Source organism: Mesorhizobium sp. M0862 (assembly GCF_040319795.1).
GTDB lineage: Bacteria > Pseudomonadota > Alphaproteobacteria > Rhizobiales > Rhizobiaceae > Mesorhizobium.
Genome location: NZ_JAMYOJ010000013.1, coordinates 40,062 through 55,917, shown reverse-complemented (window position 1 = coordinate 55,917; position 15,856 = coordinate 40,062). Strand labels below are relative to the sequence as shown.

Below are 15,856 nucleotides of genomic sequence, written 5' to 3'. Positions count from 1 at the left end.
CAGGCTTTATTTGGCGCAGAAAGCGTGTCAGTTCAATGCCGAGGCGCTTGACGCCCGATGAAGCTACGGGCTAGCCCGGTCCCGGGGTTTCGGGCCAGGGCAAAAATGTCTGACATTGTCGGTCTTGTTCTTCCGTTCTTCGGGCTGATTTTCATCGGCTTTCTGGTCGCGCGCATGACCAGGCAGCCGCTGGAAGCGCTTGGCTGGATGAACACCTTCATCGTCTATGTCGCGCTTCCTGCCCTGTTCTTCCAATTGCTGGCCCGCACGCCGTTCGAACAGTTGACCGAATGGCGCTTCATCTTCGGCTCGGTATTTTCCACCTACACGATCTTCTCGATCATGTTCGTATGGTCGGTGACGGCGTCGCGCGGCGAGATCGCCCAGTCGACGATCAAGGCGCTGGCCGCGGCCTACGGCAATATCGGCTATATGGGGCCGGGGCTGGCGCTGCTCGCCTTCGGCGAACAAGCGGCGGTTCCCGTCGCGCTGATCTTCTGCTTCGAAAATATCATGCATTTCGCCATCGCGCCGATGATGATGGCGCTGTCGGGCGACGACAAGACATCGCCGTGGCGGCTCATCCTCGGCGTAGTCAGGAAAATCGTCCTGCACCCGTTCATCATCGCGACCGCGCTTGGCGTCGGCGCTGCCTATCTCGGCTTTCACCCACCGCAGCCGGTCGATCGCCTGCTTGAATATCTTTCGCGGGCAGCCGCCCCTTGCGCCCTGTTTGCCATGGGCGTGACGCTTGCGCTCCGGCCGCTCAACCGCGTGCCGCATGAGCTGGCGTCGATCGCGGCGCTGAAGCTGATCCTGCATCCATCGCTCTGCTACGTCGTGCTGAGCTGGATCGGGAACTTTTCCGAAATCTGGGTTTTTTCAGCCGTGCTTTTGGCGGCATTACCGACCGCAACCAACGTCTTCGTCATCGCCCAGCAATATGGCGTCTGGGTGCAACGCGCCTCGGCCAGCGTGCTGATTACTACCTGCCTCTCGGTGCTGACGGTGACCGGGCTGCTCTACATGATCCGCCACGGCATCTTACCGCCGGACCTGTTTCCCTGAACCGCCGGTAAGCGCCGCAAAGCCGCTGCCCGGCCTCAAGCCTTCGCGCATGAAAAAGGCGCGCAGCGGCGCGAAACTGCCGAGCACATTGAGGCCGGCGCTGCGTGCCATCTGCGCCGGCAGCATGTCCGAAAGCAGCGACATGTTGAGCAGATTGACCGCGCCGGAACGCGCCAGAATGTCGGGACGGCGCTTGGAATCATAGGCGGCCAGGGCCTTCGCGGCGCCGGGGTCGCCGCGATTTTCACCAGCGATTCCAATCAGATCCTCGATGTCCCTGATGCCGAGGTTGAGACCTTGGGCTCCGATCGGCGGGAACACATGTGCAGCCTCGCCGACCAGCGCCACACGGTTTTGCGCGAAGCGCCCGGGCGATGCCGCCGACAGCGGGTAGATCTGCCGACCGGGCTCGACCGACACCCGGCCCAGCATCGACTGCATCTGCTGCTCGACACGCTCGGAAAGCGTCGCGTCATCGAGTGCGGCGAGGTCCTTCGCCGTCTCCGGTTTCACCACCCAGACGAGGCTGGAGCGGTTGCCGGGCAGCGGCACCTGGGTGAACGGCCCGGTCTCTGTGTGGAACTCGGTCGAGGTGAAGCCGTGTTCGCTGCGATGGCCAAAATTCAGCACCAGCGCCGCTTGGCGGTAGGATCGCACCGAGGCCACTATGCCTGCCGCCTCGCGCGCCGGCGACAGGCGCCCATCGGCAGCGACCGCAAGCGCGGCCGAGACTTCGCGACCATCAGTCAAGACGGCATGCGCCTGATCGGCGTCCAGACGCCAACTCTCGACCATCGACGTCAGCCATTCGATGCCGGGATGCGCCGCGACGGACTTGGCCAGCGTCGGGTTCAGCGCACTGTTGGGCAGGTTGAGCCCGAACTGCTCCTCGCCGATCTCTATGGCGCGAAAAGTCACCACCGGGCTGCGGATCAGCCGGCTGGTCGCATCAACGATGCGCATGACCTTCAGCGGCGCGGCCTTCGGCGCAAGTTCGGCCAGCACGCCCAGCCGATCGAGAACCTTGAGAGCAGGGTTCATCAGCGCCGTGGTCCGGCCATCGGGCCCGCCTGCTTCGGGTCCGACCAGGGTTACCGGAAAGCCCGCCTCGGCGAAACCGAGCGCCGCGATCAGTCCGGCAGGGCCGCTGCCGGCTACCAGTATCCGTGCTGTCTCGAGATGATCCAAATTGGACTTCCAGTTTGCGATGCAGGTGTCTACCCATGGATATAGGTCAGACCATGCGGCTTGATCAACGCGGCGATTAGGCTCATTCGGTTGTCATGACCGGCCAGCAGGACGATTTCAGCCATCTCGACCGCGCCGGCCGCGCCACGGCAAGCCTGGCCCGCAGCCCCCGCCTGACGGTCAACATCGCCATCGCCGGCGGCATTCTGCTCGCCTGGTTCATTCTCGGCGCCATGGCGATCCGCGACGCCGAAGGCCGGCTCCCCGGCGTACCAGGCGATGTGGTCCTGCGATATCTGCCGCAACTGCCGCTGCCGGATGTCCTCGACCGCTTCTTCGGCATGTGCCTGACGCCTGCACCACTTGATGCCGGCGGCGCACAGCTTCTGGCGTTGATCGTGATGTGGTTTTCGATGGCTGTGGCGACGATGCTGCCGTCGGCGGCGCCGATGATCCGTACCTATTGTGAAATCGCCGACACCGCCCGCATCAAGGGCGAACCGGTGGCCCACCCGCTGGTCCTGGTCGCCGGCTACCTCTCGACATGGCTTGTCGCCTCTATCGGCTTCGCGGTGCTGACGTTGCTCGTCCACGCATTTGCGTCCTCCGCTCGATTGCTCGATCCGGTGAGCGGCCTTGCCGCGGCGGCCGCGCTGCTGGTTGCCGGCCTCTACCAGTTCAGCAGCCTCAAGCAGGCCTGCCTGACAAAATGCCGGAACCCGTTCTCGACACTGTTTTCCAACTGGAGCGCGGAGCCGGGTGGCATCTTCCGGCTAGGGCTGAAGCAGGGCCTGTGGTGCCTCGGCTGCTGCTGGGCGCTGATGCTGGTGATGTTTGCCGTCGGCGCGATGAACGTGTTCTGGATGGCGCTGATCGGCCTGTTCACCTTGATCGAAAAACAGACCACCGGCAGCCTTCCAACCCGAGTGGCCGGTGCGATACTGCTTGTCTGGGCAATCGCCCTGCTAGTAGTCTCGGCATGACGGGGGATAATTCCATGGCAGAGCAAGGCTGGGCAATGAAAGGAGAGCTCGTGCTCTCCTGCAATTGCACGGTTTTTTGTCCTTGCGTACTGTCGCTTGGCAGCCATCCGCCGACGGAGGGTTATTGCCAGACCTGGGCGGGCTTCCGCATCGACGCAGGCCATTTCGGCGAGGTCGACCTGTCCGGCCTCAATCTCGGTCTGGTCATGGAAATCCCCGGCTATATGAGCCGCGGCAACTGGACCGCAGGCCTGTTCATCGACAAGCGAGCCTCCGTCTATGCGGTGAAAGCGCTGACCAGGATCTTCACCGGGAAGGCCGGCGGAACCACCGCGCTGTTGTCGATCCTTGTCGGCAAGTTCCTCGGCGTCGAGCAGGTGCCGATCACCTACGAGACGCGTGACAAGACCCGTATTTTCCAGATACCGAAGATCATCGACGGGGCGGTCACACCGATTCCCGGCAAGGATCGCAGGAAGGATACCGTGATCGGCAACTCGGAATACTGGATCGCGCCGGAGATCATCGTGGCCAGGTCCGACAAGAGCAAGATGCGGGCTTTCGGCCGCAACTGGAACTTTGCCGGCCGCTCGGCCGAAATCTGCAAACTGGATTGGCGGGGCCCGTGAGCAAGAACACAACCGCCAGAAACGCCGCCAAAAAGATCACCGACCGGATTCCGAGGCCGAAGAAAAAGGTCACCTGGCCGCAGGCGCGGGCATTCTCGGTGCATCTGTTGACCGCGTCTGGCTCGTTCCTGGCCTTCCTGTCTCTGGTGGCGGCAAGCGAGCAACGCTGGACGGCGATGTTCTGGTGGCTGGGTCTGGCGCTGTTCGTCGACGGCATAGACGGGCCGATCGCGCGCAAGCTCGAGGTCAAGGAGATTTTGCCGACCTGGTCGGGCGAACTCCTCGACAACATCATCGACTATGTCACCTATGTGCTGATCCCCGCCTTCGCGCTCTACCAGCGCGGCTTCATGGGCGAAGGGCTGTCTTTCCTGTCGGCGGCCATCATCGTGGTGTCCAGCGCCATCTATTATGCCGACACCGGAATGAAGACGAAGGAGAACTTCTTCAAAGGCTTTCCGGTGGTCTGGAACATGGTCGTGTTCACGCTGTTTGTCATCGAGCCGGGACAGTGGGTGTCCTTCGGCGTCGTCGTGGCGGCCGGCATCCTCACCTTCGTGCCGATCAACTTCATTCACCCCGTGCGGGTGGTGCGGCTGCGGCCAATCAATCTTGGCATGACGCTGCTCTGGTGTGCTTTCGGTGCGCTGGCGCTGGCGCAGGCGGCCCTTGCCGCCTTCTACGACCAGATCGGCGTTTTGGGCGAACAGGTCAGCGTCTTTACCAAGGTCGGCATCACCATCACCGGACTTTACCTCGCCTGCATCGGCGGTATCATGCAGTTCTTCCCCAAACTCGGCGCCAAGCCGGACCCTAAGAAAGCCTGACCGCAGGAAAGCCCACAATGTCCAAAGCAGTCCGTATCCACGCCCATGGCGGTCCGGAAGTCCTGACCTATGAAGACGCCGATCCGGGACAACCCGGCGCCGGGCAGATCCTGGTCAGGCACACCGCGATCGGCCTCAATTTCATCGATGTCTATCACCGCATCGGCCTCTATCCGCCGCCCGGCGGCTTCCCGCTGATCCCGGGCGGCGAGGCGGCAGGTGTGGTTCTCGAGGTCGGTGCAGGCATCGACTGGCTGAAGCCGGGCGACCGCATCGCCTATGCCGTCAACGTCGGCGCCTATGCCGAACAGCGCGTCGTCGCCGCCGACCGCGTCGTCAAGGTGCCGGACCGCATCAGCGACGAACAGGCCGCCGGCATGATGCTTAAAGGCATGACGGCGGAGTATCTGTTGCGCCGGACCTTCAAAGTGAAGGCAGGCGACACCATCCTGTTTCATGCCGCCGCCGGCGGCGTCGGGCTGATCCTGGGACAATGGGCAAAACATCTCGGCGCCACCGTGATCGGCACGGCAAGCTCAACCGACAAGATCGAGCTCGCCAAGGCGCATGGCTTCGGCCATGTCATCAACTACAAGGAGCAGGATTTCGTCGCCGGGGTCGCCGCCATCACCGGCGGCAAGAAATGTGACGTCGTCTACGATTCGGTCGGCAACGACACATTCCCGGCCTCGCTCGACTGTCTGAAGCCGCTCGGCATGTTCGTCTCTTTCGGTCAGTCCTCTGGACAGATCCCGCCATTTTCGATGTCGCTGCTGGCGCAGAAGGGCTCGCTGTTCGCTACCAGGCCGACTTTGTTCGTCTACAACGCCAAGCGTGAAGACCTCGAAGTCTCCGCCGCGGCATTGTTCGACGTGGTGTTGAGCGGTGCGGTCGAGATCAAGATCAACCAGCGTTATGCTCTGAAGGACGCCGGCAAGGCGCAAGCCGATCTCGAAGGGCGCAAGACCACGGGCACGACCATACTGATCCCCTGATCTGCCTTGCTTTCAGCGTTTTGCCGCGACGCCAGGCACTGTTTGCACGAAAAACCGGGCGATCGGTCTGTTGTACGAAGCAGGTCGGTCTTTACCTCTTGAGTTTCCGCTGAAATTCTTGAAGCTCTTTCAAGGTGGGTGCTGCTTTCGCACGAGAGCGGCCAGCGCATACCATGCTGGCGGGAACACAGAACATGTCCGGGAACCGGATGGGAGGCACTGTGAGTGCAGATCATGATGGAGCGAACCTGCTTGAGGTTCGTGGCCTGACCAAGATATTCGGCACGCTGACTGCGTGCGATCATATCGACCTCGACATCGCCAAGGGCGAGATCCACGCGCTGCTCGGCGAAAACGGCGCCGGCAAGTCGACGCTGGTCAAGATGCTGTTCGGCTCGCTGGAGCCCAATTCCGGCGAGATATTCTGGAACGGCGAAGCGGTGCGGATCACCAGTCCGGGCATGGCGAAGAAGCTCGGCATCGGCATGGTGTTTCAGCACTTTTCGCTGTTCGAGGCGCTGACCGCGGCCGAGAATATCGCTCTGTCTCTGGATGACGGCTCACCGATCAGCTCGATCGCGGCCAAGGCGAGGGCGCTTTCCTTCAGCTATGGCCTGCCGCTCGATCCGGACTCGCTGGTCGGCGATCTCTCGGTCGGCGAACGCCAGCGCATCGAGATCATCCGCTGCCTGTTGCAGACGCCGCAGCTCATCATCCTCGACGAGCCGACCTCGGTGCTGACGCCGCAGGAAGCCGACAAGCTGTTCGAAACGCTGGAGCGCCTGCGCTCGGAGGGGAAATCCATCCTCTACATTTCGCACCGGCTGGAAGAGGTCAAACGCATCTGCGACCGCGCCACCGTGCTGCGTCACGGCAAGGTCGTCGGCCATTGCAATCCGCGCGAGGAAACGGCTTCGTCGCTGGCCCGCATGATGGTCGGCAACGAGGTGAAGGCCGTGGTGCGTGCGCCGGCCGAAGGCATCGAGACCGCGCAGCCATTGCTCGAAATCCGCGCCCTCAGCCGCAAGCCGGCAACGCCGTTTTCGGTCCCGCTGAAGAACATAAACCTCACTGTGCGCGCCGGCGAGGTGATCGGCATTGCCGGTGTCGCCGGCAACGGCCAGGGCGAGTTCTTCGAATCCGTCTCCGGCGAGGTGCTGCAGCAGGACGCCGCATCCGTGCGCATCCGCGGCAAGGATGCCGGCTCGCTCTCGATCACAGGCCGGCGGCTGATGGGCGCTGCCTTCGTACCGGAAGAACGCCTCGGCCATGGCGCCGCGCCGCGCATGAAGCTTTCGGAGAACCTGCTCCTGTCGCGCCACGCCACCGACGGCAAGGTTTTTGTCGGCACCGGCGGCACGGTCAAAAGCGCTGCGGTCTATGCCGCCGCCCAGCGCATCATCGTGGCGATGGATGTGCGCAAGAGCGCGCCCGATCCGGAAGCCGCGGCCCTGTCGGGCGGCAATCTGCAGAAATTCATCGTCGGCCGCGAACTCGATCGCAGCCCTGCCGTCATGGTCGTCAACCAACCGACCTGGGGCGTCGACGCCGGCGCCGCCGCCCATATCCGCCAGGCGCTGATCGAACTGGCGCGCAGTGGCTCGGCGGTTCTGGTCATCAGCCAGGACCTCGATGAGCTGTTCGAGATTTCGGACTCGATCGCGGTCATGCACAACGGCGAAATGTCGAAGCCGCTGCCGATCGCCGAGGCCACTTTCGAAAAGATCGGCCTGTTGATGGGCGGCGCCGAGCCCGGCCACGCCGAACATGGTCTGGAGACGGCATGATGCGCCTCGAACTCGTCAAACGCCCGCAGCGCTCGATGCTGTTTTCGGCGCTGTCGCCCTTCATCGCCTTCGCTCTGACGATCATCGCCGGCGCGGTTCTGTTCGCGCTGCTCGGCGTCAACCCGCTGACTGCTTTCGGGATTTACTTCATCGAGCCGATCAGCCAGGTCTGGCAGCTGCATGAGCTGGCGATCAAGGCCGCGCCGTTGATCCTGATCGCGGTCGGCCTGTCGGTCTGTTACAAGGCCAACATCTGGAACATTGGCGCCGAAGGCCAATTCATTCTCGGCGGCATTTTCGGCTCGGCCATTCCGGTGCTGTTTCCTGGGTTCGAAGGCCCACTGGTGCTGCCGCTGATGCTGTTGTTCGGCATGGTCGGCGGTGCCGCCTATGCGGCAATCCCGGCTCTCTTGAAGACGCGGTTCGGCACCAACGAAATCCTGACCAGCCTGATGCTGGTCTACGTCGCCCAGCTTTTCCTCGACTGGCTGGTGCGCGGTCCCTGGCGCGATCCGCAGGGCCATGGTTTTCCGCAGACGATCCAGTTCAATGGCTCGGCGGTCCTGCCGGAACTGATGCCGGATGCCGGCCGCGCAAATTGGGGTTTTGTCTTCGCGCTGATCGCGGCCGTGCTGATCTGGGTGCTGATGAGCCGTCTGCTCAAGGGTTTTGAGGTCCGCGTGCTGGGCTCCAGCCCCAGGGCAGGGCGCTTCGCCGGTTTCGGCCTCAACCGCATGGTGTTCTTCGCCTTCCTGCTGTCAGGCGCGCTGGCTGGGCTTGCCGGCATTTCGGAAGTCTCCGGCGCCATCGGCCAGCTGCAGCCGGTGATTTCGCCCGGCTACGGCTTCACAGCGATCATTGTGGCGTTCCTCGGCCGGCTCAATCCGCTCGGCATCGTCGCCGCCGGCCTGGTGCTGGCGCTGACCTATCTCGGCGGCGAGGCGGTGCAAAGCGCGCTCGGCATCTCCGACAAGGTGGCGCGTGTGTTCCAGGGCATGCTTTTGTTCTTCGTGCTCGGTTGCGACACGCTCATCCATTACCGCATTCGCCTGGTCGGCATGGCGCTGACGAAAAGCGCGGCGAAACTTGAAGCCGCGCCGAAGTTGAGGGAAGCCCGCTGATGGACATCGCCGTCAACATCCTTTTGACCATCGCGACCGCGGCGACGCCGCTGCTGATCGCGGCAATCGGCGAACTGGTGGTCGAGCGCTCCGGCGTGCTCAACCTCGGCGTCGAAGGCATGATGATCATGGGCGCCGTCGGCGGCTTCGGCGCCGGCTATCTCACGGGATCGCCCTGGATCGGCCTGTTGGCGGCAATCGCGATGGGCGCGGTGTTCTCGCTGCTGTTTGCGGTGATGACGCTGTCGCTCGCCACCAACCAGGTGGCGACCGGCCTGTCGTTGACGCTGCTTGGCCTCGGCCTTTCCGGCATGATGGGGACCAGCTTCGTCGGCCAGCCCGGCGAGCGGCTGCCAAACCTCTACGTTCCGGTGCTCACCGACATTCCCGTGGTCGGCAGGCTGTTGTTCGGCCAGGACCCGATCTTCTACATCTCGATCGCGCTGACGGCGGCCGTCATGTGGTTCCTGTTCAAGACCCGCACCGGCCTCACTCTGCGCTCGATCGGCGACAGCCACACATCGGCGCATGCGCTCGGCATCAAGGTCATCCGCTACCGCTATCTCGCGGTCATCTTCGGCGGCGCCTGCGCCGGCCTTGCCGGCGGCCATCTGTCGCTGGTCTACACGCCGCAATGGGTGGAGAACATGAGCGCGGGCCGCGGCTGGATCGCGCTGGCGCTGGTCGTCTTCGCCTCCTGGCGGCCGTGGCGCGTGCTCGCCGGCGCCTACATCTTTGGCGCGGTGTGGATCGGCCAGCTTCATGCACAGGCATTTGGCATTCCGGTGCCTTCGCAGCTGCTTTCTTCTCTGCCCTATCTGGCAACCGTCGTGGTTCTCGTTCTAATCTCGCGCAACAAGCGTCTGACGATGATGAACACGCCGGCTTCCTTGGGGCAGCCATTCGTTCCGGATCGTTGACAACAAAAACAAACGGGAAGCTCCAAGGCTAAACTCAGAGAGGTAACACAATGAAAAAACTGTTTATCGCGTTGATGACCACGACCGCCGCCATGTCACTGGCGGCGTCGGCGCAGGCCGCCGACAAGTTGAAGGCATGCTGGGTCTACACCGGCCCGATCGGCGATTTCGGCTATTCCTACCAGCACGACCAAGGCCGCCTCGAGGTGGAGAAGGCGCTCGGCGACAAGGTCGAAACCGCCTATCTCGAGAACGTCTCGGAAGGTCCCGATGCCGATCGCGCTTTCGAGCGTCTGGCGCGCGAAGGCTGCAAGATCATCTTCGGCACCTCTTTCGGCTTCATGGACCCGGAAGTGAAGGTCGCCAAGAAGTTCCCCAAAGTGATGTTCGAGCACGCCACCGGCTACAAGACCGCTGACAATCTCGGCATCTACAATGCGCGCTTCTATGAAGGCCGCTACGTGCTCGGCCAGATCGCCGCCAAGGAATCGAAGGCAGGGGTCGCCGGCTATATCGTTTCCTTCCCAATCCCCGAAGTGGTGATGGGCATCAACTCCTTCATGCTCGGCGCGCAGTCGGTCAACCCGAACTTCAAGGCCAAGATCGTCTGGGTGAACTCCTGGTTCGATCCGGGCAAGGAAGCCGACGCGGCCAAGGCGCTGTTCGACCAGGGCGCCGACATCATCGTCCAGCACACCGATTCCACTGCGGCACTGCAGGTGGCGGAAGAGCGCAAGCTGCACGGCTTCGGCCAGTCCTCCGACATGATCAAGTTCGCGCCGAACGCGCAGCTGACCTCGCTGACAGACGAATGGGGGCCGTATTACATCAGCCGCGTTCAGGCGGCGCTCGACGGCACCTGGAAGCCTGACAATGTCTGGCTCGGCATCAAGGACGGCGCCGTCAAGCTGGCGCCCTTCACCAACATGCCGGACGATGTGAAGGCGATGGCCGAGGCAACCGCCAAGAAAATCGCAGATGGCTGGAACCCATTCACAGGACCGGTCGCCAAGCAGGACGGCACGCCGTGGCTCAAGGACGGCGAAGTCGCCGACGACGGCACGCTGCTCGGCATGAACTTCTATGTGAAGGGCGTCGACGACAAGTTGCCGCAGTAAGTATCGGAAACGCAAAAGAGAAGGGGCGCCGCCCGGCGCCCTTTTTCACTTCGCGGGCTGCACGCTTCGACTGCGAAACCGCGCCGAGGGCTGTGCCAAAAATCCGAGGGCGCCGGGAGGCGCCCTTTTTGGTAATTTTCTAAACCGCCGAGCCGTAAAGGTCGTAGGCGTCGGCGCGGTCGATCTTGACCGTGACGATGTCGCCTTGGCGCAGCGGGCGGCGCGACTGGATATGCACCGAACCGTCGATCTCGGGCGCGTCGTATTTTGTCCGGCCCTTGGCAGACGTGCCATGCGCCTCGTCGATCAGCACCGGCAGGCGCTTGCCGACCTTCTTGGCCAGCTGCGTCGCCGAGATCTTCTGCTGGCGCTGCATGAAGCGATGCCAGCGCGCTTCCTTGATCTCCTGCGGCACCTGTTCGAGGCCGAGATCGTTGGAGCGGGCGCCGCGGACCGGCTCGTATTTAAAGCAGCCGGCGCGATCGATCCTGGCCTCGTCCAGCCAGTCGAGCAGCATCTCGAAATCCTCGTCGGTCTCGCCGGGGAAACCGACGATGAATGTCGAGCGTATCGCCAGATCCGGGCACACCTCGCGCCAGCCGCGAATGCGCTCCAGCGTCTTTTCGCCATGGGCTGGACGGCGCATGTTCTTCAGCACCTGCGGCGAGGCGTGCTGGAAGGGGATGTCCAGATAGGGAAGGATTTTTCCATCCGCCATCAGCGGGATGACATCGGCGACATGCGGGTAGGGGTAGACATAGTGCATGCGTACCCAGATGCCGAGCTTGCCCAGCTCCTCCGACAGGTCGAGGAATTTCGCCCGCACTTCGCGGTCGCCGAACATCGACGTCTGGTACTTGATGTCGATGCCGTAGGCGCTGGTGTCCTGCGAGATGACCAGCAATTCCTTGACCCCGGCCTTGGCCAGCTTCTCGGCCTCGCGCAGCACATCGGCCGCCGGGCGCGAGACGAGGTCGCCGCGCAGTGCGGGAATGATGCAGAAGGTGCAGCGGTTGTTGCAGCCTTCGGAAATCTTGAGATAGGCGTAGTGGCGCGGCGTCAGCTTGACGCCTTGCGGCGGCAGAAGGTCGATATAGGGATCGTGGCTGGGCGGCGCCGCCTCATGCACCGCGGCCATCACGCTCTCATAGGCCTGCGGGCCGGTGATGGCGAGGACGTTGGGGTGCTTCTCTCGGATGACGTCCGGCTCGGCGCCGAGGCAGCCGGTGACGATCACCCGGCCGTTTTCCGAAAGCGCCGAACCAATGGCGTTGAGCGATTCGTCGCGGGCTGAGTCGAGAAAGCCGCAGGTGTTGACGACGACAAGGTCGGCGCCGTCATGCTTGCGTGCGATCTCATAGCCTTCGGCGCGCAGGCGCGTGATGATGCGCTCGGAATCCACAAGCGCCTTCGGGCATCCAAGGCTGACGAAACTGACGCGAGGCGCAGACATGAGAAAACATCCGGGTTTTTCGGGATCGGCGGCCAGTACCACACTTATTGCGGCATTGGTATGGGCAGCGGCTGCGGCGAACGCGACCACTGCCTCCGGCAGATACCCATGCTGCTACAGAAGCTGTGGGACCGGCAGCGTCAGCTCACCACAGGACTGACATGCGGCCAGACCTCGACAACGCCGCGATAGACCATATCGATCGCGACGTAGAGAATGATCAGCAAGCCGACATAGGCGATCCAGCGGTGGCGATGCAGCAGCTTGGCAATGAAGCTCGCGGCCAAGCCCATCAAGGCGATCGACAGCACCAGGCCTATGACAAGCACGGGAAAATGATCGCGCGCCGCACCGGCGACCGCCAGCACATTGTCCAGCGACATCGAAACATCGGCGACGACGATCTGCAGGGCCGCCTGGCCGAGCGTCTTGCGCGGCGCCTTGCCCCCCACCGTTCTGTCGCTGTTGAGGTCGGAATCGGACAGCGCCTCGGTCGCCTCGAACTCGTCGGCATGCGACGTCCGCAGCTCGCGCCACATCTTCCAGCACACCCACAACAAAAGGATGCCGCCGGCCAGCAGCAGGCCGACAATGGCAAGAAGCTTGACGGTGACGGCGGCAAACAGGATGCGCAGCACCGTCGCCGCCAACACGCCGATCAGGATGGCTTTCTTGCGCTGCTCGAGCGGCAGGCCGGCGGCGGCAAGGCCGATGACGATGGCATTGTCGCCGGCAAGCACCAGATCGATGGCGATGACCTGGAGGAGGGCCGTCATGCTTGCAGCGCTGAAAATGTCCATCGACCGGAGCCCCTTGCTGTATCGGCGTGTTCGTCGTCGGATATGCCGACGCCCTAACGTGTATGGTTCCCGCGCGTCAAGAGACTGCCGGCGCAATTCCAGGAAAAGTGCGTAGCGGCTTTCCGTCCGGAATTATGCAAAAACAAAGAGTTAGAGTGGGTCAGCTGCTCTATAAAAAGCTGAACCGCTCCAACGGCCGACGCTGAAAGCCACGGGAATAGGGAAGGCCGTTCTGCCAGAGAGAATTCTGGTCGCAGCGAATTCAGTCGTAGAGATTGTACTTCGCCCAGTCGGCTTCCGGAATCTCGTCGCCGATGCGGTAACGGAACTGCAGGACCTCCATATGGTCCGGCGCCGTCTCGCATTTGAACTTCAGCCGGTACCACTGCCCCTTGCTGCGGAACGCAGCACCCGGGCTGCGGATTGCATCGGCCTTCATTTCCGGCGTCGCGAAGGCGTAGGCGACGACGCGGTCTGCCTTGTACTTGTGGTCGTCATGGCTGATGCGGTCGAGCACTTCGGCGTCGCATCTCTGCTCCAGCCGGGTCTCCGGGTCGAGTTTCAGCAGGCCGGCGCGCAGGGCGGCGTCCATCGCGTGGGCGGGTAAAGCCAGCGTCACCGAGGCCAGCGCCGCAAGGAATAGTTTTTTCATGGGCGGGAGAACGACCATAACTCGCGTGAAAAATCAACCGGAGTGCCATTTTGGGGCAGCCGGATATGCCTGGAATCGCCGTTAGCCGGGCAGGCGCAGCCGCTTTGATACGTCGCCGGCGCCATTCTTATTTGTCCGGGCTGCCATGCACCGATTGCCTGTTTCGCCGTCTTTGCGCTTCTCGCGATCGCGGCACCCACCGCCACGGCCGCAAGGCGATATAGACAGCGAGGAAGGCTCTTTGTGCAAGGCCGGCCTCGCTGTGCCAGACCTCCCTTATCCCCGCCGCCCGCAAGGCCCTTCGTTGGGTGCTGTTGCGGTCCCAGCGCCGGCTGATGCTGCCCGCCCGGTAGTATTTGTGGCAGAGCACTTGCGGCACGCGGACAAAGCCGCCGAGCAGCGACAGATGCAGAAGCCAGGTCCAGTCGGCGCTGAATTCGCCTTGGCTGTTGGGCTTGATCCCGCCGCTACGGTGGAACGCCCAGGCCCTGAATATCCCACGATTGGGAACCCACCATCCATGCGGCTGGCGCGCCATCGCCCGGCCACGCGCAAAACCGTCCTGCAAGCCCTTCAGCAGGTCGAACTTCCACGTGGCACTTTCGCCGCTGACTTCGATCACTTCGACATCGCTGAACGACAGTACGGCCTCGGGATTGGCATCGAGCGCCCGCACCAACGCCTCGATATAGGTTGGATCGATGACGTCGTCATGGAAGGCAAAGAACATCAATTCGCCGCTGGCATTGGCCATCAGATCGTTGGAATTCTTCAGCCATCCCAGGTTTTTGTCCCGGCGCAGGATACGGACATCGTCGCGGCCGCCGGCGAAGGCTGAAACGATCTCGAATGTCGCGTCGGTCGAATTGTCCTCGCCGACCAGGATCTCGATATTGTCCCAGGTCTGCGCGGCGAGGCTGTCCAGCGTACGCGAAATGAATGCCGCCGAATTGTAGCACGGCACCAGCGCCGTGACCTTCGGCCGCCAGCCGGATCGAAGCTGGACTTGTTTCTGCGCTACCTGCTTCGCGCCGCCCTGTTCTGTCTCACCCATTCACTCGATCCCGCAGATTTGCCGCGCCAGCCTGTCGGCAAGCCACGGCGCCGTCGAACATTTACCTGTGTCGACCGAGATGTAGTTGCCCAGGCGGTTGACCCCGAATTGGTCGCGGCGATGGATCGTGGCTTTCGGGTCGCTGAGCGAACCACGCCCTTGCGCAAACACGAAGCCGCCGCGTACCTCAAGCTCCTCGGCATCGTCGAACATGCTGGAAACACTGGGCACCAACCGGGCGAGCGTGGCGCGAACGTCGCCGATGAACCGCTGTCGTGCGTCGGCATCGAGCGCTTGCGGCGTTTCGATCGACAATTCGCCACTCTCCGCAAGCAACCCGCTCGGGTACCAGGAGAGATAGAAGTTGCGCCCGTCATAGTTTTTTATGTCGCCGAACGGGCCAAGGGCGACGACCGCGCACGGCACATCGACAGGCTGGCTGGTGCGGCCGAACAGGCAAAGCCGGTAGCGGTGCGACCATCCGGGAACCGGCTCGATGCCGGCCGTGCGGTCGACAGCCAGCCGCCCCTCCCATAGGCAATTGACGACGATGTCGAACGCCTCGCTTTTCTCGCCTGCGACCGCCACGCGCCATTTCCTGTCAATTGCATCCACCGGCTGTGCCGACAGGACTTTGGCCGCCATTCGCAAGCTGATGTTGGGTTCACTCCGAAGCACGGCGCAAAGCCGGTCGGCAACCCATCGCGTGTTGACGGATCGCTCCGGCACCTGGAAGCCGCCGACGATCTGGTCCGAGTTGGTGACATCGGCCAATTCAGTTTTGGAAAGCCGATTCGATCGCGCCGCCGATACGTCGGCAAGGTAGCTGGTGGCGTCAGCGTGGCTGCGCACCAATACATCCACACTTTCAAAGATCGCCCCCAGCGCCTCGACAGCGACGATCGAGTTGCGATGGACCAGATAAAGATCTTCCGAAAAGGTCGTGTGCGCTTCCAGATTGCTTCCGATCAACTCGGAAACAAGCCTGCCGAAACGCAGTCCTCCCGAAAGCAGATGCCGGGCGGTCAGCAACGAGGGATCGTTCCCGTAGAGATAGCCGAGATGAATCTTGCCCTCGTTCCAACGGCTGGCGCAGGCCATCGGCTCGCTCTCCTTGTCGAAGAGGGACACCGCGTAGCCTCTGCGGGCCATCATGAGAGCGAGGCTGGCGCCCATGATGCCGGCGCCGAGAATAGCCATTCTGCCGCGAGGCGCTGTCATGTCCTGGCGCGCATCGCGGCCTCTCCTTTCCTGACGATTG

The 15,856-nt window shown here is 62.9% G+C and carries 15 protein-coding genes; 9 read left to right on the top strand and 6 right to left on the bottom strand.

Going from position 1 to position 15,856, the window contains the following annotated elements; all coding sequences use genetic code 11:
• Window positions 1-105 precede the first annotated feature (105 nt).
• Window positions 106-1,068, top strand: a complete 963-nt coding sequence (locus NKI15_RS20160) for an AEC family transporter (protein ID WP_023741221.1) — start codon at window positions 106-108, stop codon at window positions 1,066-1,068.
• Here the strand turns inward: NKI15_RS20160 and NKI15_RS20155 are convergent.
• Window positions 1,045-2,256: a UbiH/UbiF family hydroxylase gene (locus NKI15_RS20155; RefSeq protein WP_352515109.1), complete on the bottom strand. Its 1,212-nt coding sequence runs from the start codon at window positions 2,254-2,256 to the stop codon at window positions 1,045-1,047. The two genes, NKI15_RS20160 and NKI15_RS20155, sit on opposite strands and share 24 nt — an antisense overlap.
• 95 nt (window positions 2,257-2,351) lie before the next feature.
• Between NKI15_RS20155 and NKI15_RS20150 the strand changes: the two genes are divergently transcribed.
• The 8 genes from NKI15_RS20150 to NKI15_RS20115 all read left to right on the top strand — a co-directional run bounded on the left by NKI15_RS20150 (window position 2,352) and on the right by NKI15_RS20115 (window position 10,636).
• Window positions 2,352-3,239, top strand: a complete 888-nt coding sequence (locus NKI15_RS20150) for a DUF2182 domain-containing protein (RefSeq protein ID WP_023688485.1) — start codon at window positions 2,352-2,354, stop codon at window positions 3,237-3,239.
• 14 nt (window positions 3,240-3,253) lie between these two features.
• Window positions 3,254-3,868, top strand: coding sequence for a DUF1326 domain-containing protein (locus NKI15_RS20145; RefSeq protein WP_352515108.1), 615 nt, complete (start codon window positions 3,254-3,256; stop codon window positions 3,866-3,868).
• Window positions 3,865-4,695, top strand: a complete 831-nt coding sequence (gene pcsA, locus NKI15_RS20140) for a phosphatidylcholine synthase (protein WP_023688483.1) — start codon at window positions 3,865-3,867, stop codon at window positions 4,693-4,695. The genes NKI15_RS20145 and pcsA overlap by 4 nt, the downstream gene beginning before the upstream one ends.
• Window positions 4,696-4,712: 17 nt before the next feature.
• On the top strand, window positions 4,713-5,690 hold the full coding sequence (locus NKI15_RS20135; protein WP_023688482.1) for a quinone oxidoreductase family protein: 978 nt from the start codon (window positions 4,713-4,715) through the stop codon (window positions 5,688-5,690).
• Window positions 5,691-5,899: 209 nt separating this feature from the next.
• Window positions 5,900-7,477, top strand: coding sequence for an ABC transporter ATP-binding protein (locus tag NKI15_RS20130; protein ID WP_352515125.1), 1,578 nt, complete (start codon window positions 5,900-5,902; stop codon window positions 7,475-7,477).
• Window positions 7,474-8,598, top strand: a complete 1,125-nt coding sequence (locus tag NKI15_RS20125) for an ABC transporter permease (RefSeq protein WP_352515107.1) — start codon at window positions 7,474-7,476, stop codon at window positions 8,596-8,598. Before NKI15_RS20130 ends, NKI15_RS20125 begins: the two co-directional genes overlap by 4 nt.
• Entirely contained in the window at window positions 8,598-9,518 is a 921-nt protein-coding gene (locus tag NKI15_RS20120) for an ABC transporter permease (RefSeq protein WP_023668962.1), read from the top strand. Before NKI15_RS20125 ends, NKI15_RS20120 begins: the two co-directional genes overlap by 1 nt.
• Before the next feature lie 50 nt (window positions 9,519-9,568).
• Window positions 9,569-10,636, top strand: a complete 1,068-nt coding sequence (locus NKI15_RS20115) for a BMP family ABC transporter substrate-binding protein (protein ID WP_023668961.1) — start codon at window positions 9,569-9,571, stop codon at window positions 10,634-10,636.
• A gap of 139 nt (window positions 10,637-10,775) precedes the next feature.
• On the opposite strand, the gene rimO is transcribed toward NKI15_RS20115, so the two are convergent.
• The 5 genes from rimO to NKI15_RS20090 all read right to left on the bottom strand — a co-directional run bounded on the left by rimO (window position 10,776) and on the right by NKI15_RS20090 (window position 15,816).
• Window positions 10,776-12,089 (bottom strand): 30S ribosomal protein S12 methylthiotransferase RimO, encoded by a 1,314-nt coding sequence (rimO, locus tag NKI15_RS20110; RefSeq protein ID WP_023691314.1) that lies wholly within the window; start codon window positions 12,087-12,089, stop codon window positions 10,776-10,778.
• A gap of 140 nt (window positions 12,090-12,229) precedes the next feature.
• Complete coding sequence (locus tag NKI15_RS20105; RefSeq protein WP_023745054.1) at window positions 12,230-12,889, bottom strand: TerC family protein; 660 nt, start codon at window positions 12,887-12,889, stop codon at window positions 12,230-12,232.
• A gap of 262 nt (window positions 12,890-13,151) precedes the next feature.
• A complete protein-coding gene (locus NKI15_RS20100; protein ID WP_032894508.1) occupies window positions 13,152-13,559 on the bottom strand; it encodes a DUF930 domain-containing protein in 408 nt (135 codons plus the stop codon).
• Window positions 13,560-13,668: 109 nt separating this feature from the next.
• Window positions 13,669-14,595 carry a glycosyltransferase family 2 protein gene (locus NKI15_RS20095; protein WP_352515106.1) on the bottom strand — a complete coding sequence of 309 codons (927 nt, stop codon included), beginning with the start codon at window positions 14,593-14,595 and terminating at the stop codon, window positions 13,669-13,671.
• On the bottom strand, window positions 14,596-15,816 hold the full coding sequence (locus NKI15_RS20090) for an FAD-dependent oxidoreductase (protein ID WP_352515105.1): 1,221 nt from the start codon (window positions 15,814-15,816) through the stop codon (window positions 14,596-14,598). It lies immediately after the preceding gene.
• Window positions 15,817-15,856: the final 40 nt, after the last annotated feature.

What these genes read in the sequence shown, in the direction of transcription:
- NKI15_RS20160 (WP_023741221.1), top strand. Translation starts at nt 106, where the DNA reads ATGTCTGACATTGTCGGTCTTGTTCTTCCGTTCTTCGGGCTGATTTTC.
- NKI15_RS20150 (WP_023688485.1), top strand. Translation starts at nt 2,352, where the DNA reads ATGACCGGCCAGCAGGACGATTTCAGCCATCTCGACCGCGCCGGCCGC.
- NKI15_RS20145 (WP_352515108.1), top strand. Translation starts at nt 3,254, where the DNA reads ATGGCAGAGCAAGGCTGGGCAATGAAAGGAGAGCTCGTGCTCTCCTGC.
- NKI15_RS20135 (WP_023688482.1), top strand. Translation starts at nt 4,713, where the DNA reads ATGTCCAAAGCAGTCCGTATCCACGCCCATGGCGGTCCGGAAGTCCTG.
- NKI15_RS20130 (WP_352515125.1), top strand. Translation starts at nt 5,900, where the DNA reads ATGGGAGGCACTGTGAGTGCAGATCATGATGGAGCGAACCTGCTTGAG.
- NKI15_RS20125 (WP_352515107.1), top strand. Translation starts at nt 7,474, where the DNA reads ATGATGCGCCTCGAACTCGTCAAACGCCCGCAGCGCTCGATGCTGTTT.
- NKI15_RS20120 (WP_023668962.1), top strand. Translation starts at nt 8,598, where the DNA reads ATGGACATCGCCGTCAACATCCTTTTGACCATCGCGACCGCGGCGACG.
- NKI15_RS20115 (WP_023668961.1), top strand. Translation starts at nt 9,569, where the DNA reads ATGAAAAAACTGTTTATCGCGTTGATGACCACGACCGCCGCCATGTCA.
- rimO (WP_023691314.1), bottom strand. Translation starts at nt 12,089, where the DNA reads ATGTCTGCGCCTCGCGTCAGTTTCGTCAGCCTTGGATGCCCGAAGGCG.
- NKI15_RS20105 (WP_023745054.1), bottom strand. Translation starts at nt 12,889, where the DNA reads ATGGACATTTTCAGCGCTGCAAGCATGACGGCCCTCCTCCAGGTCATC.
- NKI15_RS20100 (WP_032894508.1), bottom strand. Translation starts at nt 13,559, where the DNA reads ATGGTCGTTCTCCCGCCCATGAAAAAACTATTCCTTGCGGCGCTGGCC.
- NKI15_RS20095 (WP_352515106.1), bottom strand. Translation starts at nt 14,595, where the DNA reads ATGGGTGAGACAGAACAGGGCGGCGCGAAGCAGGTAGCGCAGAAACAA.
- NKI15_RS20090 (WP_352515105.1), bottom strand. Translation starts at nt 15,816, where the DNA reads ATGACAGCGCCTCGCGGCAGAATGGCTATTCTCGGCGCCGGCATCATG.